This is a genomic window from Anaerobacillus sp. CMMVII (genome assembly GCF_025377685.1).
In the GTDB taxonomy this organism is placed as follows: Bacteria; Bacillota; Bacilli; order Bacillales; family Anaerobacillaceae; genus Anaerobacillus.
The window spans coordinates 125139-149487 of the sequence record NZ_JACEHK010000008.1; the positions used below are offsets into that span (position 1 = coordinate 125139).

The window sequence follows — 24349 nt, forward strand, 5'->3', positions numbered from 1 at the left end:
CTTAATGAATTTTATATTCATTATTATTGCTATTATGTTTTATATGAAGTTGTGTTAATACCATTCGCAATTCAAAATAGTTTGATATAGCTTATTAAGATAATTATGAAATTCACTCTTCGAGTAAAAATTTAATATGATGTTCATATTTAGTTCATATTGAAATGATAAGCTACAAGAGTTAAAGAGCACAGGATTGATAATGATAAAGTTAGGATTTCTACATTTGTCAGAATAGATAGGGGAACTTAAATGAAGAAGGAAAGAGATAACCTGTAGTAGTAGCGCTTTTTAGGAAAGATAAGAACTACTTTACTCATGTAAAGGAGCAATCAACATGAAAAAGTTAACGTTATTAGTTATTGATGACGATCCAAATATTTGTGAATTAATTCGATTATATAGTGAGAAGGCTGGATATGAGGTGCGACATGCAAATGACGGCTTAACAGGAGTAGAGATTTTTTACGAACTAAGACCTGATCTAGTCGTCTTAGATATTATGCTACCTGGTTTAAGCGGTTGGGAAGTTTGTAAGGAAATACGTTCGGACTCCGAAGTGCCAATTATCATGTTAACTGGGAAAGGTGAAAGCTACGATAAAATAAAAGGATTGGATTTAGGTGCTGATGATTATGTGGTCAAGCCCTTTGATCCCAAGGAGCTCTTAGCTCGGATGAAAGCGGTATTGAGAAGGTATAACATTTTCAATGGTGATCAAGATATTATCACCTTGCCCCATCTGATTATTAATATGAAGCAGTATCAAATCACTTGTTATGATGAAACAATGACAGTGCCTCCAAAAGAAATTGAACTGCTTTTTTATTTGGCAACGCATGCAAATCGTGTATTTACGAGACAACAATTATTAGATCAAATTTGGGGCTATGATTTTGAAGGTGACCCTCGAACCGTTGATGTTCATATTAAACGTATTCGTGAAAAGTTAGGAAAAGCGAATACAGACTGGGAATTGAAAACATTAAGGGGCATCGGGTATAAATTTGAGGTGAACACACCATGAGAGTGAAGTCGAGTATTTTTACAAAGTTATTTTTTACACATGTGGTGAGTTCGATAGCAGCATTTCTCATTTTTAGTACCGTATTTTATCTCTTGTTCAAAACGATTTAAAGCAAGAATTTCTTACTACATTACATGGGCAGCATGAACAGGTGGAGAAGACGCTGCAATTAGCCTACGAAGATGTAGATAATAAAGAAGCAATAATCTCAACTTTGGGGTTTATGAATGACAAAGCTCATAAAAGTATTTATTTATATGGTGAAAATGGTGAATTGCTTAACGTCTTTTCAGACGCAACAGAAGTATTAACCATTGATCAAGAGTTTATAGAGACAGCACTTGACGGTAGCACAGTTCATGAATTTGTTAATGAAAAAGGGCATCGAATATTTTTAATGATTTCGCCATTAGCTAGTGGAAACGCTGAATTTCAAGAAAAAGTCTTGGTGATTGCTTTACATGGATATGATCCGGTGGCTAAAAGTATTAAAGGGATGTTTTTATTAGCTGGCCTTATTACAACGATAGTAACGACTTGTTTCTTATTTTTATTATCAAAGAAGTTTTCAGCCCCATTAAGGAACATGAACCATGTCGCCATGGAGTACGCGAAAGGAAACTTTGGAAAAAAAGTGAAAGTAACAAGCATCGACGAAATCGGTCAACTAGGGGAGACATTAAACCATATGGCCAAGGAATTGGCAAGCTTAGATTCGATGCGAAAAGAGTTTGTTGCGAATGTTTTCTCACGATATGCGTTCACCTTTAACATCAATAAATGGCTTTGTTGGAGCCATGTTGGATGGAACAATTCCAGAAAATGACCAGAAGCGATATTTGCATTTAATGAAAGATGAAACTGAGAGATTAATTAAACTTGTGAATGACTTGTTGGATATCGCTAGAATTGAAGCCGGTCAAGTTTCCATTCACCCAAGAAACTACAATGTCTCAGAACAAATTCGTAAATTAATTGCTAAACTTGAACCGCAATTATCAAAACAGAAAATTGACATTGAAATCCAGTCAAATGAGGAAGACGATCTTTATATATTTGCTGATAGAGATCGCATTGATCAGGTTCTTGGAAACTTAATTGAAAATGCAATTAATTTTTCAAACAATAAAGGTCTAGTGGTGATCACATTGTCTAAAATCGAAAAAGAAGTGCAGATCTCCATTGCAGATCATGGTCCAGGTATTCCAAAAAAAGAGCTAAAGTTCATCTGGGATCGATTTTTTAAAGTAGATAAAGCTCGTAGTCAAAAGGTTGGTACCGGTATTGGTTTATCAATTGTAAAACATATCATTGATTTACATGGAGCAAAAATTGAGGTGCAAAGTGAACTTGGAAAAGGAACTGTGTTTTCAATTTCATTACCAACTGCAACTAATAACACTAAAAATGGAGGATTAAACGTATGATAACAATTTATACTACCCCAGGGTGTTCGTCATCTAGAAAAGCGAAAGCTTGGTTAATAGAACATAATATTGAATTTATCGAAAGAAATATGTTAACACACCGACCGACAATCGAGGAAATTAAAGCGATGGTTGGGAAAACAGAGGATGGCGTAGATGAGATTATATCGACGAGATCACAAATATTCAAAAAGTTAGGATTGGATTTAGAGACGGTTTCTATCCAGAAATTATTTACTTTTATAAGTGAAAATCCGTGTTTTCTTCGTAGTCCAATCATCATCGACGAAAAACGGCTATTGGCTGGCTATAGCGAAATTGAAATTAGACGTTTCATTCCAAGGAAGATGCGTAGATTTAATTTACAACAGGCACAGCTCTCTATTAATTAATAAAATCAAATGCTTAACAAGCGGTAAGTTTTAAACAAGTGAGTGAATTTCATAATTATCATTAGTAGCCTAAAATATTGAATTATGTAATAAAATAAAGCTTCACGCAAAGCGTGAAGAACCAAGCGTTCGCTTGGTTACGACCTAAAAGCTAATAGAATAGCAACAATCTTTTAGAAACGTTTTTTTCTCAAAGATTGTTGCTTTCAATCTAGTTTGTAAATTAAATAGAATATATATAAAGGTCTCAGGGACAACATTTCTAACATTAGATGTTGTAAGCGCAGAAATATCGATTATATATTGAATTTGTTCATAAAGCACCATTGTTTACGAAAAGAGCGTAAAATAAAACCAATAAACATTAAAGTATCTCTTTAATGTTTATTGGTTTTTATTTGTCTATGGTAAGCAGTTTACAAAAAAATTATAAGAATGTTCTCTTGATAAATACCCATCCCATATAGGAAATAAAAAGAACAACGGTAATGATTGCAGATTTACGAAAGCGTCTTTTGAATACTGGTTGATCAGCTTTTGGAGCGAAAAGCATTCGGACTACGAAGAAAACAGTCGTTATGATACTAATAGTCAAAATACTACCAAGGATAATATGGGCTAAAATAGTTGGATCCATAATTTTAGCTCCTTTCAGGATGAATTTTTATAAATAGTATCACGGTAAAAGTATTTGAACAAGCGAATTTATAAAAAAATACGGTTAAAACAGATTAGTTCACTTTTTTGTAAATTTCTTTATATAGACTTTTTGCCGTATCGCATTTGAGCACTTTGCCATTTACGACAGAAAAAGGACCTTGCTTGCAGGTTTTACATTCACCAATACAGCCTTTACGCTTCACTTTAATATCAAGATCGAGTTCTTTTATTTTTTATAAACCTTTTTTGTTTTAAAGTCATTCTCTTTGCAAAAATAGACTTTTTCCATTTGTGATTCACCTCGGTATTCGTTTAAATGAAAATGATTATCACTTGCTTTGATTATAGCAGATTTTTTCCACGAATCACACGGTTATTTTCTTGTTGTTTGTATGTAAAATTATGTAGTGCTTATGCGGGTGTAAACGCTACCATTTTCTTAGAATTTCAACAAGGGGCTAGACTTAGTTTAGCCAACCTTTCACAATTTCAATTTCTTGTTCATGAGTAAAGTTTTCATCATCTGGAGTTTCTAAGATTAGTGGAATGCCTTTAATTACAGAAGAGGCGAAAAAGTTTGACCATTGAGTTTCTTTGATAAAGCCATCTTTAAGATTGGCATGGCGATCTTTCCGTTTCCCGGAAGGGTATTTAGAATTGTTTAGGTGGATCGCTTTTAAATGTTGAAAGTAGCCAAGCTCAAGTCCTTTGTTTGCGATTTCATCCCAATTATCACCATTCCACAAGCCACTTGCAAAAGCATGACAGGTATCAAAGCAAAAACCGACTTTTTCAGGATAGTCGGTAAGTTTTCGAACATGAACATTTCCTCCAGTGTAATTCCCATGTTCGTTCCTGCTCCAGCATTATTTTCAATTAATAATAATGCCTTTCCGTGCCAATCCTGTAAAACAGTATTTAAAACATGAATCATTTTTTTATATCCTTCTACAGTCGCCTCACCCTTCATGGCTCCAAAGTGTACGACGATTCCGATAGAGCCACACGTGTAAGCAATCTCCAAATCGTTTAGAATCGAGGTGATTATTTCGGCTTCAAGTTCCTTATTTTCCGAAATTAACTTAGTTGGATAGGGTGTATGAGCGATGGAAACAATCCCTTTTTCCTCGCAAAATTGCGCGCAACTTTGAGCAGAAGCCTTATCAAATTGCTTTATAGAAATACTTCTGGGGTTTTTAGGGAAGTACTGAAAGGCAGTTGCACCGATTGATTTTGCATTTTTAGCTGCATGTTCGTAGCCATTTCGAATACTAACGTGACTACCAATAAACATGGTTTTCACCTCCTTATTAGTGCTGACAATTAGGACAATAATATGTCTTTTTGGAAGAAACAGTTTCTAAAATAATCTTTGAACCACATTTATTGCAAGGTTCGTCCTGGCGATCATAAACAAGTGTTTGATAGTTTCCAGTAAGAGTATCCCCTTCAAAAAATGGATGATCCATATAGCCGCCTTGGTTGATGCCCCGTTTTAACGCCGTGTTAATTCCTTTATATAAATTGTTAATTTCCAGATCATTTAGCTCGTTCATTTTTCTAGTCGGAAGTAAACCGGCATCATAGCAAATCTCATCAGAATAACAATTTCCAATCCCAGAAATGAACGACTGGTTTACTAACGTTGTTTTTCAAAACTCCCCGTCTTTTTTTGATTAACTGAAGGAAGGAATGCAGTGAAAAGTCTTGATCTAATGGTTCTGGACCTAGCTTTGTCAATTGCTCATTTAATTGTTGATCGTCTATCAAATGTAAATAGCCGAGCCGAAGTCCTATAAAATATAAATGTCCTGAAGGAAACGTAAGGATCACTTGTTTGGTTCGATTTGGGCTAGTTTCATCGGACCCGAAAAACATCCAGCCGCCTAGCATTAAATGAAGAATTAAGTTTTTGCCGGAGCTAAGCTTAAAGATAAGGTATTTTGCTCGCCTTTCAACTGCAACAATAGAACTATTGGTAACCTCCTGCAAAAACATTGGAGCAGAGATGTTAATTGACTTTTCCCGGTTGATTTCAATGTTTGTAATCTTTTGCCCACTGATTTTTGCAGTTAGCAACTTTTTGTAGGTTTCCATTTCTGGTAATTCAGGCATGTAACAAATCTCCTCTCAGTAGTATAGGTTAAGTATTTAGTTAAATTAGGGAATTTATGAGAATTTCAATTTTAGATCGTGTAGTTTTTGACTATCTATAGAAAAAAGGGAGCGTCAAGACAAATGATGTTGTCTTGATGCTCATTTTTTTGCAAGTATACCTGTTTTTAGTGCTTTTTGTTTGGGAAATTATTAAATTGAAATGCTAAATAATAGAGAAAATACGTGTTTTTGTATAAGTTTGGCGACTTGTGAAGGATTGTGGAAGTTTATGTAGAATTATAGTAGTAGTGTTTTACAAGACTAGGAAGACTAATCATTTTTGGAGGGGAATTATGAGTAGCTTAAGAGTAGCTGTGTGTGACGATTCATTGTTAGTTAGAAAGAAATTAAGAGCGAGCTTAGAAGAACTTGGGATGAACGTAGTTCTTGAAGCTACTGATGGTGCTGAAATCATTGAAAAATTGAAAGGTACTAACGATATTGATGTTCTTTTTCTAGATATTATCATGCCAAACAAGACGGGAATTGAAGCCTTAGAAGTAATAAAAAACGACGAACGAACGAAAGCAATCAACGTCGTAATGGTTACATCTGTAGGGACATCAAAACATGTGAAAGAGGCTGTTAAGTTAGGTGTCTATGATTTTATGCAAAAGCCTGTTGACACTAGTGTGTTAAAGACAATCTTACAGAGAGTGAAAGGGGAGTAATCGACGAATGTTTAGTAAATATTTTGGTAACTTCCTATTAAATAAGGGTATCATCACAAGTAACCAGTTAAATGAAGTTTTTCAAGAAGAGAAGCAAAGTCATGTAAAGTTGGGAATACTGGCATTAAATAAGGGCTTTATGACTTTAGAGCAAATCAATGAAGTAAATGAAGCTCAACGCGCTACTGACCGTAGGTTTGGTGAAATCGCCATTCAAAGAGAATACTTAAGTATTGATAAGCTCGAAGAATTATTGACAGATCAAAAAACGAGTTATTTATTAATCAGTCAAATCTTACTTGATAAAAATCTTGTTACAATGGATCAAATTAGTAAATTGTTGTTCTCTTATAAAAACGAGTATGGTTTGACGAATGAAGATCTTCAAGAATTAACAAATGATAATGTCGAAAAGATTATAGAGAGTTCACTAAATTTGGAAAAACCGTTGAGCGACTACATCGTAATGTTAGTAAAAAATATTGAGAGGCACTTTCATGAAAAAGCTTATGTGCAGGAGCTAAAGAACGGTATCGACCGATATCCATTAGTAGCGTATCAGCAAATTGTCGGTGAATATAATCTCGATACCTATTTGATGTTGTCAGAGCCTGATTTTCTTAAAGTAGCTTCTATTTTTGCTGAAGAGGAGCTAAAGGAAATCGATGAACTATCAATTTCAGCAGTATTAGAGTTCTTAAACCTTCATAATGGAATTTTTATTGTTAATGAAGTTGATAAGGGCTTTGATCTAAGTTTACTAGTACAAAAACTAGTTGAACCAAGCTTGGCTCAGGAAGAAGTATCTTATTTTACAATTTTGTTTAGCGATATAGAGCTAATTGTTGGACTACAAAAAAGGTAATGAAGTTAGATTACCGAGCTTGGTTGATAACCAAGCTCGGTTTTATGATTTTATTCATTTGGAGAGTCCGAAACCAACCGTTGGATTCCTTTTTTGTAGGTAGTAAGGGCATGATTATTCCGTATTGATCCAGCTTGGAGTGAAAATTTTACTTGCTTAGGAACATGTTGATAATTCCAACTACGTTTTGTAAAAGGACAATAAATTTTTTGTGGTGGAAGCATGGGAATGATGTCATGACTATTGATAAAGCGAATACAATCAGGCACTCTTGTAGAAAATCGGTGAGTGAATTCTTTATTTCCTACCCGGGGACTTGCGTAATTATACATCGTAACCTTTGGGAAATGGCCGTTTTCAACCACATCCATAGCGTGTAGTGTTGCTAACGCTCCCCCTAAACTGTGACCTGTAATATAGAGCCGCTTGTACGGAGCAATTCTCGCATATGTTTTAAATATTTCTTCACGACATGATTGGTAGATAGATAAAAACCCATGGTGGATTAGCCCCTTACTTTCGGAATAGGGAAATATGTCTTGAAATGCCTCTGCGTCAGCGATCCAATCAGGATCTGAGAGAGTTCCACGAAATGCAATAACAACACAATCCCAGGTTTCTAAGATGAAACCAAACCACTCTTCACGGCCGAATGCCATTCCTTTAAAAGATTTTACAAGCTTCACACCAAATGGTACTTGAAAACGTCCATTGTTCTCATACTGTTCATAGGTTAGGTTACACATGTGGATTAAGTGCATAGCTAATCCTTTATTAAAGTGAGGGTTTTTAGTCAATGGAGCCAACTCCTTGAGACATTTTTGATATCATATTCAAAGTGATGAAATATAGTGATATATTTTGAAGTAGGTCATAGTTACATAAGTAAAACTTTAAACGTCTATTTGCTCGCTTTCTTTGCTAACAACCGTTGAAAGATTTGTAAAACGGATAGGATAGGAGGAGCCTAACTCTTGATATGTGAATCGATTGACAAGTTTACGCTTTAGGTTTAGCAATTTGTCCTTCGAGTAAGTTAGGAGCCACCTGCTTCAAATAGTGAAGTCGTTAACTAATTTGCTCGGTACACAAAAAACTTTTTATTGATGATAACTATTAAAATTAGATAGGACAGTAAAAATCGCGTTTGTACAATCTCATTTTTCTGAACAGTTTAGCGCTAAAACAAGACTCAATTCATAAGATGTAAAAATAGGAGGGGATATTTTGGCTTTTATAGGAAATGTATTATGGTTTATTTTTGGTGGTGGCCTTGTTTCTTGTATCCTGTGGTTCTTATTTGGGGTACTCATGGCAATTACGATTGTTGGGATTCCTTTTGCCAAGGCAGCTTTTACGATCGCACGTTTTTCAGCCTTTCCCTTTGGTAAGCAATTAGTGGATGTTCGAACACTTGGGGGGACTAGAATTTTCGGAACAGGTTTGGCAAACTTTCTCTGGATTATTTTAGCAGGGGTATGGCTGTTCATCGCGCATTTAACTGCGGGAATTGCTAGCTGTCTAACAATCATTGGAATTCCTTTTGGACTCGCTCACTTTAAGCTAGCCTTTATCTCGTTTGCTCCTCTAGGGAAAAGGGTTGTTTAGGTTTTAACTTGTCTTTTGTTGATATCACGTTAACAATAGGTTCTTTAACTTAATTGATGAAAAGTACATTCTTCATTGGGGTCGTTTTAATCGTTTGTTCGTTTGTTGTACACATTCTTTATCAAGTTTAACTTGATATTAAGTGTTGAGCCCTAAAGCTTAAACTTTTAATTATTGGAATAAAGTCAATTCTAGTTAGATTGGATAAATATGGAATGCTCAACAATTAAGAAGATAGGCATAATAAACATGTAAAACTTTGAAAGGGTGGAATGTTTATATGTCATTAGAATGGTTTGATCGAGTATGTAGCGAAATGCAAGATAACTTAGAATCGATTTGTGAGGATTATGATGAAATAGGACATATGCGGATTGACAGAGCTGCTAAACACCCAAAGATTGAATTTTATGTCGAGTTCGAGGACGATGACCGTGAAGTTTTCTGTACATTGTTTTTCGACCCCCACAATGAAGAATTTTATATGGAAGAGTTTGATTTAACCTTGGGGGAAACGTACCGCCAAATTCTTCCCGACATCGAAGAAATTCTTGATGCAGTTCATGAAGTATTCCATAATTTCATGGATACAGAAGTTGAAGATGAAGACGATGATGAAATGGATGATGAAGAAATTTTCGAAGAGGATGATGAGCAAGTATTTACAGATGGCGGGGAGTATGATGTTGTAGTTGATGTTGAATGGACAACTCCTGAGGTATTAGCCTATTCATACTTAGATGAGGTAGAAGTAACTTATAGATTTGGAGTTGTAACTGAAACAGGTGATGGCATCCTTCACCGCGTCAACCGCATTTTTACAGATGACAACGAAACCATTGAAGACGAAACTAATTTCATCTTTAGTAAGGAAGAAGCAGGAGCTATTATTGAGTTAATTGAAAATAACATGGATGCTATGGAAGGCTTTGATCCTTCTTAATAGTTTAGAGTGTAGAGTTTTGAGTTGTTGAAAGCACAATTCGATGCTGCTGTGAAAGAGCCTCTTATGTAGAGAGGCTCTTTTTATAGTAGTACGTTGAATTCTCTCAGAGAAAACTCAGCATTCAAAACTCTAAACTTAAAAAAGGATATTATTTGAATATTTCTGCGATTAGATTTAAACTTATAGAAAAAGTTATACATATAGATTTAAATGATGAAATTCATTAGAAATGAAGTTATTCTGAAAGACTTCTCTGGGGGAGCTTATGTTAAAAGTACTTTCGTTCTTAAAACCTTATAAAAATCCTATTTATATTGCATTATTCCTCATGCTTGTAGAATTATTTGTTGAGCTATGGCACCCGTTATTAATGGCAAAAATTATTGATGAAGGAATTCTAAAAAATGACCTCTCAGTAGTAATGCTATGGGGTGGTGTAATGCTTGGCTTATCAATGATCGGTTTTGCAGCAGGGATAGTGAATTCTTTTTACTCTGCCCGTGTTAGTCAAGGCTTTGGCTATGATATTCGAAAGAGCTTGTTTGATAAAATTCAAATGTTTTCATTTGCTAATTTAAATCGATTTCCAACTTCCTCTTTAATCACAAGGTTAACGAACGATGTCAGTCAGGTTCAGGGTCTAGTCTTTATGGGTCTTCGTATTATGGCTCGGGCACCTCTACTTGTGATTGGTGGAGTTGTAATGGCGTTAATTGTAAATTGGAAGCTTGCTTTAATTTTAGTTGTTACGATGCCGTTATTATTTATCTTCATGGTTTGGTTAATGGGTCGAGGAGTAACGCTATTTCGTGAGGTTCAGGATAAATTAGACTCAGTAAACAGTGTGATGCGAGAAAATTTGACAGGTATGCGTCTAATCAAAGCTTTTTTAAGAAAAAATCACGAACAAAATCGGTTTGCTAAGTCAAGTCAAGAATTAAAAGATAATACAATAGGTGCCTTGAGATTAATAGAATTAACGATGCCTGTACTGTTGTTAGTTATGAACATCAGCATTTTATTTGTTTTGTGGTTTGGTAGCTTTCAGGTAAACACGGGTGAAGCCAATATTGGTGAAATCGTTGCGTTAGTCAATTATGCTACGCGAATTATGTTTGCTTTCTCGGTTTTCTCTTTTATTTTGATGAACCTAGCTCGTGCGAAAGCTTCTTCTAGTAGGATAGAAGAAGTCCTTGAAGCGGATATTGACCTAGTCGACGCTGATGAGTTATTACCAGATGAAAAATTTGTCGGGAACGTAAAGTTTGATCAGGTTTCCTTCCAGTATCCTGATACTGATGTAGAGGTGTTAAGTGATATAAGCTTTGAAGTAAAGCAAGGAGAAACCGTTGCGCTTCTTGGAGCGACTGGTTCTGGAAAAACATCGTTATTGCAGTTAATTCCTAGACTTTACGATGCAACTGGTGGGGTTATTACCATTGATAATCTTGAGATAAAACAATTAAAGTTAACTCATTTACGGAATCAAATTGGATTTGTACCACAGGAAGCGCGACTTTTTTCAGGTTCAGTGCGCGAGAATATCTGTTGGGGAAAAGAAAATGCCACAATGGAAGAGATCATTGAAGCTGCAAAAGCTGCTCAAATCCATGACACAATAGTTAAACTTCCTAATCAATACGATACAATTATCGGACAAAGGGGAGTCAATCTCTCAGGTGGACAAAAACAGCGCTTGTCAATTGCAAGAGCCCTCATCCGTAAGCCGAAAATCTTATTGCTAGATGATAGTACAAGTGCCTTAGATTTAAAAACAGAAGGAAAGATACTTGAAGCAATCAACCAACTTTCATGTACAACTTTTATTATTACACAAAAAATAAGTACGGTTATGGTTGCTGATAAGATTTTACTCCTTGAAGATGGAAGGGTAATCGGTGAAGGGGATCATCAATTATTATTAGAAACTAGTTCAATGTATCAAAAAATTTATCATTCTCAACAACATGAGGAGGTGGTAAGCAATGGCTAGACATGCTACTTCTACCAACAAAGCGAAACCACCGAAATCAAAAGATGTATGGGGGACAATTAAGCGAATTTGGGTCTACTTATCGGAGAAGAAGGCGCTAATATCTCTTGTATTATTTTTAGTTTTGATAAGTGTCGTGTTATCTTTGTTAGGACCATATTTAATTGGCTTTGCTTTTGATGAGTATATTGAAACTCGCAATTCCGAAGGCTTATTAAAGTTATTAGTATTTCTTTCCCTAATTTATATTGTAAACTCGATTGCTATCTGGCTATATAACTATTTGATGATTAGTATTGCACAAAACACGGTTTATCGAATGCGTAGGCATTTATTCCGCCATCTTCATCGTTTACCAATTAGTTATTTTGACAGGAAGCAACATGGAGAACTGATGAGTAGGCTAACAAATGATATGGAAAATGTCAGTCGTACGTTGAACAGTTCGGTCATTCAAGTTTTTTCTAGTGTTCTGACGCTTTTCGGAACGGTTGCCTTTATGATTTACCTTAGTCCTTTGTTTACGTTAATAACGTTGACAATTATTCCGTTATTATATTTTGGAATGAAGTGGATCACAACGAGAACGCGAAAATATTTTCGTGAACAACAACGTAATTTAGGCGATATGAATGGGTATATTGAAGAAACGATTTCGGGGCAAAGCGTAGTAAAGACTTTTTCACAAGAAGAGAAGGTTATCAAGCAATTTATGGAGAGAAATGAACGCCTGAAAAATTCCGGTTATTATGCACAAGCATATTCAGGCTTTATACCAAAACTCATGAATGTCTTAAATAACTTAAGTTTTACAATCATCGCGTTTGCAGGTGGGATCCTTGCGTTAAACGGTTTGGTTTCAATCGGAATTATCGTAACGTTTACTCAATTTTCAAGGCAATTTACGAGACCGTTAAATGATCTGGCAAACCAATACAATACACTACTTTCTGCGGTTGCGGGGGCTGAGCGAGTTTTTGAGGTTATTGATGAAGAAAAAGAAACCGATCAGGACAATGCCATCGAGCTTCAAGATGTAAAGGGAGACGTCGAGTTTAGTCACGTATCATTTTCTTATGAAAAAAGTGGGCAAACGATTCATGATGTGTCTTTTAAGGCGAAGGTTGGTGAAACGGTTGCCCTAGTTGGTCCGACCGGCGCTGGTAAGACAACGATTATTAATTTACTTAGTCGTTTTTATGATCCTGACCAAGGAATTATTACAATTGACGGTAGAGATATGATGTCTATTACTCGTGAAAGTCTTAGACAGCATTTAGGTTTTGTGCTTCAGGACCCTTATTTATTTGAAGGTACGATTCGTGAGAATATCAGGTACGGAAAGCTTGAAGCTACGGATGAAGAAGTAATAAAAGCTGCAAATTTTGCAAACGCTCATTCATTTATTGTAAAACTGCCAAAAGGTTACGATACCGTGTTATCACAAGACGGTGCTGGGATTAGTCAGGGCCAAAAACAACTTCTCTCCATCGCTAGGGCCATTCTTTCTCGACCGAAAATATTAATTTTGGATGAAGCTACAAGTAGTATTGATACTATCACAGAGATAAAAATTCAAGAAGCACTTACTAGGCTTATGGCTGGCCGTACCAGTTTTGTCATTGCCCATCGTCTGAATACCATTCAGCAGGCCGATCAAATTTTGGTGCTAAATGAAGGGGAAATTCTTGAAAAAGGAACGCACAATTCATTGATGAAAAACAAAGGCTTTTATTATGAGCTATATCATGGTCATCTAAAAAATGATGCGATCTGACAGTCTCCGCTCAGGAGACTGTTTTTACAAGCTTAAAAACGAGACTAAAGATAGAAAGTTGGATGAAATAGATATGTGGCAAACAAAAACATTCCTTGAATTAACCAATATAGAGCTATATCAAATTATGAAGGAACGAATTAACATTTTTGTTGTTGAACAAAATTGTCCTTATCCTGAGTTAGACGACTTAGACCAAGAGTCGTACCATCTTTTTTATGAGGAAGAAGGGGAAATAAGAGCTTATTGTAGAATTCTGCCTAAGGCTTTGAAATACAACCAAGTATCAATTGGTAGAGTGATTGTTAAAGAAGCTTATCGACGGAAAGGAGTAGCCTCAGAGCTACTTCGTAACGCAATTCATTTTATCAATACAGAATTATCAGAAACAGCAATTAAAATTCAAGCTCAAGACCACTTACGAGATTTTTATGGATCATTTGGCTTTAATCCGATATCAGAAACATACCTAGAGGACGGAATTCCTCATGTTGATATGCTAAAAAGCTAAATTTCTACTAGAAAGCGAAGGTGGTTCGATAAATGGCTAGAACCAAAATGAGAGAACTTGGTATACAGATTGGTAAATTGCGTACTGGTGAAAAAAATTGTATTACCGATGTTAAAGGTGTTCGTGTTGGTCACGTAACTTTACAAAAGGATTTGCCAAATGGGGAAGCTATTCGTACTGGTGTCACAGCGATCTTACCACATAGTAGAAACGTGTTTCGGGAAAAGGTAATCGCAGCAAGTTACGTGATTAATGGTTTCGGTAAAACGACTGGACTCGTTCAAATCGATGAATTAGGGCAATTAGAATCACCGATAATGCTTACAAATACATTCGGGGTACCAGCCGTGTCTCAAGGTACCTTGCAGTACATGATTCATCAGAGTCCCGAAATTGGTGATACAACTGGAACAATCAATGTTGTCGTCGGGGAATGTAATGACAGCTATCTAAATTCCATCCGCTTATTTCCGATTAAACCTGAACACGCAGTGGCAGCGATTGAAAAAGCGACAGACGAGCAAGCTGAAGAAGGGGCGGTTGGTGCAGGAACTGGGATGGTTTGCTTTGGGTTTAAGGGAGGGATTGGCTGTTCATCAAGGATGATTAACTTTGAAACAAAAACATATACAATTGGTTGCCTTGTTCTATCAAATTTCGGCAAACAAGAAGATTTTCGTTATTGGCAAAACGAAGGATTAGAACAACCAACTGAGTATTTGACAGATGGTTCAATCATCATCGTTCTGGCAACCGATGCACCATTGAGTGACCGTCAGCTGAAACGGATTGCTAAGCGAGCGACCATTGGCTTAGGAAGAACTGGAAGCCATATTAGCCATGGGAGTGGTGATATTGTTATTGTTTTTTCAACAGCAAAAACAATTGACCATTTTACGGATCGTTTTTTCGAGACAAAACTTGAGCTTAGGGAAGATACTACTTTGATGAACCAGGTGTTCGAGGCTGTATCAGATGTTACTGAAGAGGCAATCTTAAACTCCCTTACTAAGGCTAAGACGACCACTGGTCGAAAAGGGCGACTTGTAAAAGAACTGCCATATAAGTTTAACAACGATTAAAATTCGTCCTAGCAATGTGATTCTATCTATCATCTTCTTTTTACGGACATTGGTTCCCTTATTTTGCTGTTTTTGCGATTTTTTGATTATTAGGGACATACGATCACTTATTTTGCCTAAAATCATCATAAATGACCATAAAAAGGTGGAATAGAGGAACGTATGTCCAAAAAATCCAATAAACATTATTTTTTGCAGAAATAGAGGAACGTACGTCCGCTTGATTTTAATTTTTTTATTATTAAGTACCTTGCTGTTTTTTTAACTCCTTAAGCGAGTAAAACGTACCGCGCCAGACAATACCACCGCGCTTTATTGTTAAAAATGTAGCTCGAACAATGCAGTAAATGAAAAGTAGTGCAGAAAACGGGAAAACTATAAAGTATACTATTGCTCCTTTTGCCATTACATTTGCTGTTTGTTGATATACTAAAAAAAGCAGGAATATCGAAAGTAAGTATAGCACTTGAGTAACTCCATTTGTCAAAAACAGAGCAAGAAAGGGCCAAATTTGTGAAATGAAAATGCCACTTATTGCAAATAAGACCATGAAGTAATTATAAAAAGACCAGCAAACGTGTTTTTTTCGAGTCCGATTATTGCCTCTCTTAATGAAGGATACCATTCCACATCTAAATGTGATTGTCCTTTCACAATCCGTTGCTTTCTCCCCATTTTTTTTATACTTACTCCAAGCATCAAATCATCGTCAGGGCGCATCGCAATATTTTGATGGGTACCAACGGCTTCGTAGGCTTCTCTAGATAAGAGATTGAAAGCACCTATTCCAATAGCGACTTTACTTTTATCATCATTTGCTTTCCATGGACGTTTAAAGTAAGAAAATCCAAAAAGAAAAAATGTAACAAACGCCTTCGCCCAAAAAGGTTTAACACTCATGTCGGGTGTAAGTGTTAAATGATCAATGTTATTGTCAATAAAATAAGTGAGTGACTTTTCAATCGTATCTTCTTTAAAGTAAACATCGCCGTCAGTAAATAAAAGGTACTTTCCATTTGCTTTTAAATACCCCTGATATAGTGCATGGTTTTTGCCTAGCCAACCATTAGGTAGGGTAGTAATGTGTATTGGTTTTACCCTATTATCAATTTTTGCTAAGTTCTCAATGAGTTCTGCGGTTTGATCCGTAGAGCGATCATTGACGACAATCCATTCAATATTTTTATACGTTTGTTTTAATTGAGATCGAAGACTACCTTCTATATGTTCTGCTTCATTTTTTGCCGCAACAACAATGGAAACTAACGGATTTCCAAGATAACTAATTGGTTGAACGTCGGCAAGACTATCTAGTTTTTTCATACCGATGTAGGAATCGATGAATACAGCGAGCCAAAACAGACAAGTTATAATTGCTAGTATAAGCATGAGACAATCAACCCTTTTTTCTTCAAATTTTATATGCTTTTAGCCACAATCATCTTCTCAAAAGGCGAACAGAAAAACAACCATTTATTCCTTTCAATTTAACATAATAGTAAACTAGTGGAATGGAAACATTTGCATACTAACTATTCTAACTATTCTAGTATAATGAAAATAAAGATAATTTGAAATGAGGAGCGATTTTAATGAAAAACCGCTTTTGGACCATCTTTGTTACTTTATTTTTACTTTGTATATTTGTTTATATGCATGAGCAGTTTCGGTCGGTATATACATGGCAAAGTGGAATAGCTCACGATTTCAATGATGAAATGACGGTTGTTACTTACAATATTCGCTACGGAAAAGGAATAGATGGCAAAGTTGATTTAAATCGAATTATTGATATTTTAAAAGAGATCGATGCAGATATCATTTCTTTGCAAGAAGTTGAACGGTATAGTTTTCGCTCTAACTTTTACGACCAAGCAAATCGTATTGCTTCGGAATTAAAGATGGATCTATTATATTACCCATCTTTAGCATACCCAGGTTTTTATTATGGGAATATTATTTTATCAAGATTTCCGATCGTTGACTCAAACATTATTCCCTTTTTTAATAGTGGAGAAAACCGTACCGCAATTATGGGTAAATTACTTCTTCCAGACGGTGAAGAGATCTATGTGATAAATACTCACTTAGGCTTAGACAAAAAAGCACGTTTAGAGGCGATTGAGCTGATTAAAACCTTTTTGGCGGGAATAGACAAGCCGATTATCTTAACTGGCGATTTAAATTCGACACTGGAAATGAATGAATATCAACACTGGAATGAATATTTAATAAAAACAAATCAAGGAATTGCGTTACAAACGTTTCATAAAGAAGACTGGCAGATCGACTACATTTTTCATAGTCCACATTTTAGTGTAAAAGATGTAACAGTTTTTGAAAGCGTTGCCTCGGATCATTTTCCAGTAGTCGGTGTTCTACAATTGGTAACCGAATAATTTTCAATTTTTTTCTACACATAGAAAGATAAGAACTAGTCAAACTATAATTGGAAGAACAACTGTTTCTTTCAATAAAAGTTATGGAGGTCCCAATGTTAAAAAGAATTTTAGTAGCAGTGTTACTATTTACTTTCTGTCTTCCGGTAGTATCTCATGCTCAAAATATCCAATTTTTTAAAGAGCCACCATTTGAGCACTACAAAGTTTCTAGAGGAGACACGTTTTGGTTTATAGCAAAACGTTATGGTCTTGATTACAGAGAACTAATGAGGCTAAATCCTGAAATTGTACCTACGAATATGCATGTAGGTGAAGTTATTCGATTGAAGGCATCTGCGGAACATTCAAGTACATTCGAAGACCAAGTTGTTTCATTAGTGAATCAAGAGAGACGTAAGGCCGGATTAAGTCCACTTACACATAGAGCTGATGTAAAAAATGTTGCACATAAAAAAGCTGAGGATATGATTAAGTCAAATTATTTCTCACATAATAGCCCTAACTATGGGTCGCCATTTGATATGTTAAAAACATTTGGCATTAGCTATTCAGCAGCAGGAGAAAATATTGCGAAAGGGCAAAAAACTCCTGAAGCTGTTATGAATTCTTGGATGAACTCTCCAGGACATCGTGCCAATATTTTAAATGGTCAATACGATACCATTGGTGTTGGTTTTTACCATGGAGCATGGGTACAAATGTTTATTAAAGCTCGCTAATAAAAGTAAAGAAGACCGTCCTAAGTGACGGTCTTCTTTGTACCATTATCGGTTCCTAGCTTAAATCACACCATGTGCGATCATCGCATCTGCAACCTTCTTAAAACCAGCAATATTTGAACCAACAACTAAGTTTCCTGGTTGCCCAAATTCTGCAGCTGCTTCAATACTGCTTCTGTAAATGTTTTTCATTATTTGATGTAGCTTTTCATCTACTTCTTCAAATGTCCAAGCAAGCCTCATACTATTTTGTGCCATTTCAAGTGAAGAAACAGCTACGCCACCAGCATTGGCTGCCTTAGCAGGGCCGAAGAGAACTTTATTTTCTAAGAATACGTCAATCGCTTCTAAAGTTGAAGGCATGTTTGCACCTTCACCAATTGCTTTTACACCATTTGCAATTAAAAGCTTTGCCGCTACTTCATCTATTTCATTTTGGGTTGCACAAGGAAGAGCAATGTCACAAGGGACCATCCAAATATTAGTACAACCTTCATGATATTCGGCTTCCGGATGATATTTTACATATTCACTAATTCTTTTTCTTTCAATTTCTTTAATATGTTTAACTGTCGCCAGGTTAATACCATTTTTGTCATATACGTACCCATTTGAATCACTACAAGCAACAACTTTTGCCCCAAGCTCGTGTGCTTTTTCGATCGCGTAAATAGACACGTTACCAGATCCGGACACAACAACTTTCTTTCCTTCAAAGCTATCCCCTTGATCCTTTAACATTTCTTGAACGAAATAAACTGTGCCGTACCCAGTTGCTTCGGTACGTCCTAAACTTCCGCCGTACCCGATACCTTTTCCAGTAAGGACACCGGCAGGGTAGCCACCTCGTAAACGTTTATATTGTCCAAATAAAAATCCGATTTCACGAGCGCCAACTCCAATATCACCCGCTGGTACATCAGTATCAGGGTCGATATATTTTGATAACTCAGTCATAAAGCTTTGACAAAAACGCATGATCTCGTTATCTGATTTCCCTTTAGGGTCAAAGTCAGAGCCACCTTTACCACCACCAATTGGTTGGCCAGTAAGAGAATTTTTAAAGATTTGTTCAAATCCTAAGAATTTAATAATACTCTCGTTTACTGAAGGGTGGAAGCGTAATCCACCTTTGTAAGGACCGATAGCACTATTATATTGAACACGAAATCCACGATTAACCTGAACGCTTCCTTGATCGTCTACCCATGGGACACGAAACGAAATCACTCTTTCAGGTTCGACAATTTGTTCAAGGATATTACGTTGAATATACTTAGGGTCTTTAGCAAGGATCGGAACTAAAGATGCAAACACCTCTTTTACCGCTTGGTGAAATTCCGGTTGGCCTGGGTTACGTTTTTTTACTATTTCAAAAACGTCATTTACGTATTGTTTCGCAATTTGAAGCTGGTCTTGAGTTCTCTCTTGTACAGTAGCCATTAAATCCACTCCCCTAATCGTAATTAATTGGTATGATATGTTAGATTTTTTATTTAATATTCAGATAATTAAATCAGTTTTGATAGGTTTTCTGACAATCTCCTTGTGTAATATGATACAATTATGGAATAATCTAAAACAATACGGATTCTAGATATAATCTATATCAAAATTAGATAAAGAAAAAAGAGGTTGGTCTTTATGGAGTTAAGGCAAATACAGTATTTCATAGAAGTGGCGAAAAGGGAGCATGTTACTGATGCTGCCAATGTTATGCATGTAGCACAATCCGCTGTAAGTCGGCAAGTATTTAACCTTGAGAAAGAACTAGGGGTAGAATTGTTTATTCGTGAGGGGAGAAATGTCAAGCTTACTCCAATTGGAAGAGTCTTTCTAGAACACATGAAGGAAGCAATGCAGGTCATTGATAATGCTAAAAGGGAAGTTGAGGAATTTTTAGATCCTGAGCGAGGAACTATTCGGATTGGGTTTCCGAGCAGTTTAGCAAATTACACGCTTCCTACCGTTATTTCGGCGTTTCGAGACCGCTATCCACAAGTGAAATTCAAGCTCGTACAAGGAACGTATTATTATTTAAAGGACGCAGTTGTTTCTGGTGAAATTGATATTGCAGTTCTAGGACCAGTTCCTAAAGAAGAAAAAAAGTTAAAAAGTGAGGTATTATTTCAAGAAAGGTTTGTCGCATTATTACCAGCAAATCATCCGCTTTCTGGTAATCGATCCATTTCACTTAGTCAACTACGCGAAGATCAGTTTGTACTGTTTCCACATGGGTTTGTTTTACGAGATATCGTAATAAATGCGTGTAAGCAAAATGGATTTCAGCCAGAGGTTTCCTTTGAAGGTCATGATATTGATGCTATAAAGGGGTTAGTTTCAGCTGGGTTAGGTGTCACGCTTATTCCTGAGATCACGCTTATTGATAATCGCCCAAGATCTACGGTCAAGGTGCCGGTTACAGAACCAGAAGTCACAAGGTCTGTTGGTGTTGTTATTCCAAAGGAACGTGAACTCTTGCCAACAGAAAAGTTATTTTATGAGTTCTTAAAGGATTTTTACTCGATGCTTGGTGGATTTAGTAAATAATGGGTGAAAAATTAAATCACAAAGAATTGGCGTTGAAACGGAAAACAGTTTTAACGCTTTTTTTTGTAATATCAAAGTATTTATAGGAAAGGCATTAAAATTTTCTAGTAAAAGGCAGTTCTTCTTCAGGTGGAAAGAGATAAAATGAAGCCATTTCCTGTGTTAATTCTTCACCAAAATGATCTCCAATTCTCTTTATAGGTGATCAAAAGAATTCCAATGATATTGGTAATTGTTAACAGTAATTGTCAATTATACGTTAAAATAGAAATAGGTCAATATGGAATGTCGCTTTTGTTACTATTGAAGCAGATGACTTAAAGAAGCTTTATGGATTCATGTATCAATGTTATACAGGAGGAGAGTAATGTCTAAGGTAGTAGATATTTTTAAAAATATGTTCTTAGATTTGTTTTCAATGGTGAAAGGTTTAGTATATGGTTTTGTAATGGTTGCTTTATTTATTTCAATTTGTACTGCATTAATATATGGATTTTTGGTCATAAAAAATTTTATCTTTTAATTACTATAAAAATAGTTTTACGTAACGGAAGGGATAGCGAAAAAGGCTGGCGCTCCTATTTTTTTCAGTACTGAGCAGTAATATAAATATAAGGTCTTATTTCTAGATTTGGAGGTTAATAATGCACAGGAAAATTAATATTATTCTAGTAGTTACAATTGCCTTAATCGCTTTGTTTTAGTAGGATGTGGGACAAATACATCTAAACAGACTGAAAGTGATGAAGAGAAATCAATTGAGGTGCTTGAAGATTATTTGGCACATATGAAGGCAGGAAATGTTGACAAAGCGGTAGAGCATTATTCGGTGCATCTACCTGAATTGCATAATTTCTTCGGGGTATATATGTATGACTACTTAAAAACAGTCAGTCATGAAAGAGTGCCATATGAAGTGCTGGAATTGGGAAGCAGACTCGTTGAATCATACGATCGTTCAAATGATTACACCGTTGAAAGAAAAGAGGACGAAGGAAAGGCATACATCTATAAACAAGATGAAATACGCAACCAATATGTCTTCTCATACAACATGGAAATCTCTGATCCTGATGGAGAAAAAATAACTGTTCCAGTCAATTTTACTGTTGGTTGGGAACAACGAGACAGATTTGGAAATTTGGTAGACGGCAAATTTGTTATTAAGGGTATTTTAGTTAGGTTTGACTTGTACGAAGAACAAAGTGACATGTAAAAGTGAGGCGAAATAAGGGCTGTGTGAGGGGTTTACTCAAATTAACGAGAGGTTTAGTGGGACAGCCGCTTTAACTCCTTTGTTGAAACATTAAGGTAGAAATGTTCAACAAGAGTATAAATAAGGGGAGAAGTTAATGAGGGACAATAAAGAAAAACCAGAGGATATGCGAGAAAGATTAAGACAAGAAGAAATCAAAAGAAATCTTCCAAGCAATATAGGAGACGGGTTTAACCGTGCTCAAAGTGGTAGTCTTGTTGATTTAGTCGGTAGCTTTGGATGGAAAGGCACAGGGATTTTAATTATTTTAATCATAGTTGGATATATAATTTTATCCTTGTACTTCAACTAATGTAGGCTTTATTTGCACAAGTAAAATTCGACTCAAATTCATTAATCCTGGTACAACATGAAATCATCGAGAAGTATGTTAAAACAACTGTTTATTAACTAAAATGAAAATTGTCCAACCAAGTGAGCATTAGTTGAACAACGTTTTTTCCATAAATGTAAAAAAGATGGCAAATGCTTCTTTTTTATAGTTTAAGAAAGTATAAAATTTCAACGTAATAACTGTCTAGCTCCAGCGCCCAGCCCCTCGAGGTCAAATGTTCTTCGAGAATAAAAGTGAAAGAGCGCACTTTTTTTCTCGAAGAACATTTGCTTGTCGGGGCTACCCAGGGCGCTTGCGCTTTTCTTAGTTGTCAATTTAATGAAAATTAGTGTCAAAACAAGTTGTGCACCTCTCAACGGAACCTGTTTCGGTAGTCCATACTATTTTCATCTATTGATTAATTACTTCATTAAGATAATCAGTTGCCTGTGACTCTTCCATGTTTTTCACAAGGACAAGCTCGCTAATGAGAATTTGTCTAGCATTATTCAGCATCAATTTATCGCTAGTTCCTAGAGATTTCTTTTTGCTAATATGACTTAGGTCGCGAATCACGCGAGCCCCTTCGAAAATATCGCCTGTTTTCATTTTGTCCATATTGTTGCGATATCTTTGATTTGGATGACTGGGTGAATCAACTTCGGATTCATTAGAAAAGAGAGTGAGAACATTTTCCATAACACTAGAGTCTACAATTTCCCTAATCCCAAGCCTTGTTGTTTTTTGTGTTGGAATCATGACGTTCAATTTTCCAAGAGATAGATTCATAATATAATAAAGCTGTTTTGTTCCCAAGACTTCCTTCTCCTCAATGGCTTCTATAATTCCTGCGCCATGCATTGGATAAAAAATCTTGTCACCTATTGAATACATAAGACCACCTCCTGAAATCAGTTATCTTATTATTATAACACATTTAATTTACGAAGTAAAATATTTTATAATAACATGAATTAAATATTCATGTCAATATCCATAAAAAGGATATAGCTAATAAATTTTTTGACAATTTTCTACAATAGGATTGAGTTATGTAGTTTGACAATAGATTGGATCTCTTGTAAAATAATCTTGAATTCAAGATAAATAAAATTAAGGGAAAAATAGAAGGAGATATAATAATGAACATTCAAACTTATACACCTATACAACAGGGAACGGGGCAATTTGATGGAGGGAAAATTACTGAACAAAAACCTATTGGCTTTCATGGTGAGGGTGCACATGTAAAAAGAGTTGGACCACTTTTTTACTGGTCTTGGGCGAAGGCTGAAACAGCGGGGTATATACCACTACATCCACATCAAGCGTTTGAAATCATTACGTATGTGATCAATGGTAAAGCAGAACATGGAGATACATTAGGAACAAAAAGTACGGTTGGGCCAGGTGGAATTCAAATTATGCAAACAGGTTCAGGGGTTTCACATGAAGAAGGATTTGTTGGTCCTAATATGGAAGGCTTTCAAATTTGGTTCGAACCTTTCGTTAGAGAAGCTTTGAAACGAAAGCCAACGTATCACCAATTTAATCATGAACAGCTACCAGTCGAAGAGACTGATGCGTATCGGATTAAAACAGTAATTGGGGAAGGCTCGCCTGTAGAGTTAGTGGCTAATGTACAATTATTTGATATCGAAATTAAGCAAGGGCAAAGCCTGACTTTTCCGTTACAAGCAAATTATAGCGTAGCCATCCTAGCTATACGGGGAAATGGGAAAGTCAACGAACATGAATTTTTTCATAAAGAGTTTATGGTTATTTCGACAGATCAGGGCAGTGATCTTAATATTGAAGCCAATATAGGCGAGAATGCCCGATATATTGCAATTGTTGTTCCAACTGAGGTTGACTATCCTTTATTGAGAAAGTAGTGAGTAGCGCTAGAGAATTCTAGCGCTACTTTTTTAGGATTATTTCTTTTAACCAATTATTTTTTTGGACTTCCTACC

Annotated in this window: 29 protein-coding genes and 1 pseudogene; 19 read left to right on the plus strand and 11 right to left on the minus strand. The window is 35.8% G+C overall.

The window, feature by feature from the left end:
- Positions 1-337: 337 nt before the first annotated feature.
- From H1D32_RS11265 to spx, 4 genes are all read left to right on the plus strand, one after another.
- Entirely contained in the window at positions 338-1027 is a 690-nt protein-coding gene (locus tag H1D32_RS11265) for a response regulator transcription factor (RefSeq protein ID WP_261178394.1), read from the plus strand.
- Positions 1028-1178: 151 nt separating this feature from the next.
- Entirely contained in the window at positions 1179-1853 is a 675-nt protein-coding gene (locus H1D32_RS11270; protein ID WP_261178395.1) for a HAMP domain-containing protein, read from the plus strand.
- Entirely contained in the window at positions 1768-2454 is a 687-nt protein-coding gene (locus H1D32_RS11275) for a sensor histidine kinase (protein WP_261178396.1), read from the plus strand. The genes H1D32_RS11270 and H1D32_RS11275 overlap by 86 nt, the downstream gene beginning before the upstream one ends.
- Entirely contained in the window at positions 2451-2846 is a 396-nt protein-coding gene (spx, locus tag H1D32_RS11280) for a transcriptional regulator Spx (RefSeq protein ID WP_261178397.1), read from the plus strand. Before H1D32_RS11275 ends, spx begins: the two co-directional genes overlap by 4 nt.
- Positions 2847-3273: 427 nt before the next feature.
- Here spx and H1D32_RS11285 read toward each other — a convergent pair whose 3' ends face one another.
- The 7 genes and pseudogenes from H1D32_RS11285 to H1D32_RS24985 all read right to left on the minus strand — a co-directional run bounded on the left by H1D32_RS11285 (position 3274) and on the right by H1D32_RS24985 (position 5621).
- A complete protein-coding gene (locus H1D32_RS11285) occupies positions 3274-3483 on the minus strand; it encodes a hypothetical protein (protein ID WP_261178398.1) in 210 nt (69 codons plus the stop codon).
- A 94-nt stretch (positions 3484-3577) separates the two neighbouring features.
- The gene (locus tag H1D32_RS25390) at positions 3578-3736 is read right to left on the minus strand and encodes a DUF1450 domain-containing protein (RefSeq protein ID WP_396126180.1); all 159 of its coding nucleotides are present in this window, start codon (positions 3734-3736) and stop codon (positions 3578-3580) included.
- Between the two features lie 234 nt (positions 3737-3970).
- A complete protein-coding gene (locus H1D32_RS24970) occupies positions 3971-4252 on the minus strand; it encodes a TIM barrel protein (RefSeq protein ID WP_314733399.1) in 282 nt (93 codons plus the stop codon).
- Positions 4183-4800, minus strand: coding sequence for a TIM barrel protein (locus H1D32_RS11290; RefSeq protein WP_314733400.1), 618 nt, complete (start codon positions 4798-4800; stop codon positions 4183-4185). The genes H1D32_RS24970 and H1D32_RS11290 overlap by 70 nt, the downstream gene beginning before the upstream one ends.
- A 16-nt stretch (positions 4801-4816) precedes the next feature.
- Entirely contained in the window at positions 4817-4975 is a 159-nt protein-coding gene (locus tag H1D32_RS24975) for a zinc finger domain-containing protein (protein ID WP_314733401.1), read from the minus strand.
- Between the two features lie 63 nt (positions 4976-5038).
- A pseudogene (locus H1D32_RS24980) lies at positions 5039-5131 on the minus strand (endonuclease VIII); the annotation flags it as partial.
- Positions 5103-5621 carry a DNA-formamidopyrimidine glycosylase family protein gene (locus H1D32_RS24985; protein WP_314733402.1) on the minus strand — a complete coding sequence of 173 codons (519 nt, stop codon included), beginning with the start codon at positions 5619-5621 and terminating at the stop codon, positions 5103-5105. The gene H1D32_RS24985 and the pseudogene H1D32_RS24980, both read right to left, overlap by 29 nt.
- Positions 5622-5956: 335 nt before the next feature.
- Here H1D32_RS24985 and H1D32_RS11300 point away from each other — a divergent pair, with 335 nt between their 5' ends.
- Positions 5957-6334 (plus strand): response regulator, encoded by a 378-nt coding sequence (locus tag H1D32_RS11300; protein WP_261178399.1) that lies wholly within the window; start codon positions 5957-5959, stop codon positions 6332-6334.
- A 7-nt stretch (positions 6335-6341) separates the two neighbouring features.
- A complete protein-coding gene (locus H1D32_RS11305; RefSeq protein ID WP_261178400.1) occupies positions 6342-7199 on the plus strand; it encodes a cyclic di-GMP-binding domain-containing protein, MshE-related in 858 nt (285 codons plus the stop codon).
- 50 nt (positions 7200-7249) lie between these two features.
- Here H1D32_RS11305 and H1D32_RS11310 read toward each other — a convergent pair whose 3' ends face one another.
- Positions 7250-7996: a lipase family protein gene (locus H1D32_RS11310; RefSeq protein WP_261178401.1), complete on the minus strand. Its 747-nt coding sequence runs from the start codon at positions 7994-7996 to the stop codon at positions 7250-7252.
- A 430-nt stretch (positions 7997-8426) separates the two neighbouring features.
- On the opposite strand from H1D32_RS11310, the gene H1D32_RS11315 reads away from it, so the two are divergent.
- The 6 genes from H1D32_RS11315 (at position 8427) to H1D32_RS11340 (ending at position 15116) form a co-directional block, all read left to right on the plus strand.
- The gene (locus H1D32_RS11315) at positions 8427-8807 is read left to right on the plus strand and encodes a YccF domain-containing protein (RefSeq protein ID WP_261178402.1); all 381 of its coding nucleotides are present in this window, start codon (positions 8427-8429) and stop codon (positions 8805-8807) included.
- A gap of 280 nt (positions 8808-9087) precedes the next feature.
- Positions 9088-9750, plus strand: coding sequence for a hypothetical protein (locus H1D32_RS11320; protein ID WP_261178403.1), 663 nt, complete (start codon positions 9088-9090; stop codon positions 9748-9750).
- Between the two features lie 268 nt (positions 9751-10018).
- On the plus strand, positions 10019-11746 hold the full coding sequence (locus tag H1D32_RS11325) for an ABC transporter ATP-binding protein (protein ID WP_261178404.1): 1728 nt from the start codon (positions 10019-10021) through the stop codon (positions 11744-11746).
- Positions 11739-13523 carry an ABC transporter ATP-binding protein gene (locus H1D32_RS11330; protein WP_261178405.1) on the plus strand — a complete coding sequence of 595 codons (1785 nt, stop codon included), beginning with the start codon at positions 11739-11741 and terminating at the stop codon, positions 13521-13523. Before H1D32_RS11325 ends, H1D32_RS11330 begins: the two co-directional genes overlap by 8 nt.
- 73 nt (positions 13524-13596) lie before the next feature.
- Complete coding sequence (locus H1D32_RS11335; protein WP_261178406.1) at positions 13597-14034, plus strand: GNAT family N-acetyltransferase; 438 nt, start codon at positions 13597-13599, stop codon at positions 14032-14034.
- A 32-nt stretch (positions 14035-14066) separates the two neighbouring features.
- A complete protein-coding gene (locus H1D32_RS11340; RefSeq protein ID WP_261178407.1) occupies positions 14067-15116 on the plus strand; it encodes a DmpA family aminopeptidase in 1050 nt (349 codons plus the stop codon).
- Between the two features lie 531 nt (positions 15117-15647).
- On the opposite strand, the gene H1D32_RS11345 is transcribed toward H1D32_RS11340, so the two are convergent.
- A complete protein-coding gene (locus tag H1D32_RS11345; protein ID WP_261178408.1) occupies positions 15648-16505 on the minus strand; it encodes a glycosyltransferase family 2 protein in 858 nt (285 codons plus the stop codon).
- A 203-nt stretch (positions 16506-16708) separates the two neighbouring features.
- On the opposite strand from H1D32_RS11345, the gene H1D32_RS11350 reads away from it, so the two are divergent.
- Positions 16709-17515, plus strand: a complete 807-nt coding sequence (locus tag H1D32_RS11350; RefSeq protein ID WP_261178409.1) for an endonuclease/exonuclease/phosphatase family protein — start codon at positions 16709-16711, stop codon at positions 17513-17515.
- A 95-nt stretch (positions 17516-17610) separates the two neighbouring features.
- Positions 17611-18237, plus strand: coding sequence for a CAP domain-containing protein (locus H1D32_RS11355; RefSeq protein ID WP_261178410.1), 627 nt, complete (start codon positions 17611-17613; stop codon positions 18235-18237).
- Between the two features lie 60 nt (positions 18238-18297).
- On the opposite strand, the gene gdhA is transcribed toward H1D32_RS11355, so the two are convergent.
- Positions 18298-19680: an NADP-specific glutamate dehydrogenase gene (gdhA, locus tag H1D32_RS11360; RefSeq protein WP_261178411.1), complete on the minus strand. Its 1383-nt coding sequence runs from the start codon at positions 19678-19680 to the stop codon at positions 18298-18300.
- Between the two features lie 201 nt (positions 19681-19881).
- Here gdhA and gltC point away from each other — a divergent pair, with 201 nt between their 5' ends.
- The 4 genes from gltC (at position 19882) to H1D32_RS11380 (ending at position 22355) form a co-directional block, all read left to right on the plus strand.
- Entirely contained in the window at positions 19882-20787 is a 906-nt protein-coding gene (gene gltC / locus H1D32_RS11365) for a glutamate biosynthesis transcriptional regulator GltC (protein ID WP_261178412.1), read from the plus strand.
- Between the two features lie 367 nt (positions 20788-21154).
- Positions 21155-21310: a hypothetical protein gene (locus H1D32_RS11370; protein ID WP_261178413.1), complete on the plus strand. Its 156-nt coding sequence runs from the start codon at positions 21155-21157 to the stop codon at positions 21308-21310.
- 255 nt (positions 21311-21565) lie between these two features.
- Positions 21566-22003, plus strand: coding sequence for a hypothetical protein (locus H1D32_RS11375; protein WP_261178414.1), 438 nt, complete (start codon positions 21566-21568; stop codon positions 22001-22003).
- A 136-nt stretch (positions 22004-22139) separates the two neighbouring features.
- Positions 22140-22355: a DUF6366 family protein gene (locus H1D32_RS11380; protein ID WP_261178415.1), complete on the plus strand. Its 216-nt coding sequence runs from the start codon at positions 22140-22142 to the stop codon at positions 22353-22355.
- Between the two features lie 432 nt (positions 22356-22787).
- Here the strand turns inward: H1D32_RS11380 and H1D32_RS11385 are convergent, their stop codons facing one another.
- Positions 22788-23270: a CarD family transcriptional regulator gene (locus H1D32_RS11385; RefSeq protein ID WP_261178416.1), complete on the minus strand. Its 483-nt coding sequence runs from the start codon at positions 23268-23270 to the stop codon at positions 22788-22790.
- Positions 23271-23518: 248 nt separating this feature from the next.
- Between H1D32_RS11385 and H1D32_RS11390 the strand changes: the two genes are divergently transcribed.
- The gene (locus H1D32_RS11390; RefSeq protein ID WP_261178417.1) at positions 23519-24271 is read left to right on the plus strand and encodes a pirin family protein; all 753 of its coding nucleotides are present in this window, start codon (positions 23519-23521) and stop codon (positions 24269-24271) included.
- Positions 24272-24349 lie beyond the last annotated feature (78 nt).

Coding starts and splice junctions, on each gene's coding strand:
- gltC (WP_261178412.1), top strand. CDS start 19,882: ATGGAGTTAAGGCAAATACAGTATTTCATAGAAGTGGCGAAAAGGGAG.
- H1D32_RS11305 (WP_261178400.1), top strand. CDS start 6,342: ATGTTTAGTAAATATTTTGGTAACTTCCTATTAAATAAGGGTATCATC.
- H1D32_RS11380 (WP_261178415.1), top strand. CDS start 22,140: ATGAGGGACAATAAAGAAAAACCAGAGGATATGCGAGAAAGATTAAGA.
- H1D32_RS11300 (WP_261178399.1), top strand. CDS start 5,957: ATGAGTAGCTTAAGAGTAGCTGTGTGTGACGATTCATTGTTAGTTAGA.
- H1D32_RS11390 (WP_261178417.1), top strand. CDS start 23,519: ATGAACATTCAAACTTATACACCTATACAACAGGGAACGGGGCAATTT.
- gdhA (WP_261178411.1), bottom strand. CDS start 19,680: ATGGCTACTGTACAAGAGAGAACTCAAGACCAGCTTCAAATTGCGAAA.
- H1D32_RS11320 (WP_261178403.1), top strand. CDS start 9,088: ATGTCATTAGAATGGTTTGATCGAGTATGTAGCGAAATGCAAGATAAC.
- H1D32_RS11340 (WP_261178407.1), top strand. CDS start 14,067: ATGGCTAGAACCAAAATGAGAGAACTTGGTATACAGATTGGTAAATTG.
- H1D32_RS11325 (WP_261178404.1), top strand. CDS start 10,019: ATGTTAAAAGTACTTTCGTTCTTAAAACCTTATAAAAATCCTATTTAT.
- H1D32_RS24985 (WP_314733402.1), bottom strand. CDS start 5,621: ATGCCTGAATTACCAGAAATGGAAACCTACAAAAAGTTGCTAACTGCA.
- H1D32_RS11290 (WP_314733400.1), bottom strand. CDS start 4,800: ATGTTTATTGGTAGTCACGTTAGTATTCGAAATGGCTACGAACATGCA.
- H1D32_RS11370 (WP_261178413.1), top strand. CDS start 21,155: ATGTCTAAGGTAGTAGATATTTTTAAAAATATGTTCTTAGATTTGTTT.
- H1D32_RS11335 (WP_261178406.1), top strand. CDS start 13,597: ATGTGGCAAACAAAAACATTCCTTGAATTAACCAATATAGAGCTATAT.
- H1D32_RS11350 (WP_261178409.1), top strand. CDS start 16,709: ATGAAAAACCGCTTTTGGACCATCTTTGTTACTTTATTTTTACTTTGT.
- H1D32_RS11285 (WP_261178398.1), bottom strand. CDS start 3,483: ATGGATCCAACTATTTTAGCCCATATTATCCTTGGTAGTATTTTGACT.
- H1D32_RS11330 (WP_261178405.1), top strand. CDS start 11,739: ATGGCTAGACATGCTACTTCTACCAACAAAGCGAAACCACCGAAATCA.
- H1D32_RS11345 (WP_261178408.1), bottom strand. CDS start 16,505: ATGCTTATACTAGCAATTATAACTTGTCTGTTTTGGCTCGCTGTATTC.
- H1D32_RS24975 (WP_314733401.1), bottom strand. CDS start 4,975: ATGGATCATCCATTTTTTGAAGGGGATACTCTTACTGGAAACTATCAA.
- H1D32_RS11275 (WP_261178396.1), top strand. CDS start 1,768: ATGTTTTCTCACGATATGCGTTCACCTTTAACATCAATAAATGGCTTT.
- H1D32_RS11355 (WP_261178410.1), top strand. CDS start 17,611: ATGTTAAAAAGAATTTTAGTAGCAGTGTTACTATTTACTTTCTGTCTT.
- H1D32_RS11265 (WP_261178394.1), top strand. CDS start 338: ATGAAAAAGTTAACGTTATTAGTTATTGATGACGATCCAAATATTTGT.
- spx (WP_261178397.1), top strand. CDS start 2,451: ATGATAACAATTTATACTACCCCAGGGTGTTCGTCATCTAGAAAAGCG.
- H1D32_RS11385 (WP_261178416.1), bottom strand. CDS start 23,270: ATGTATTCAATAGGTGACAAGATTTTTTATCCAATGCATGGCGCAGGA.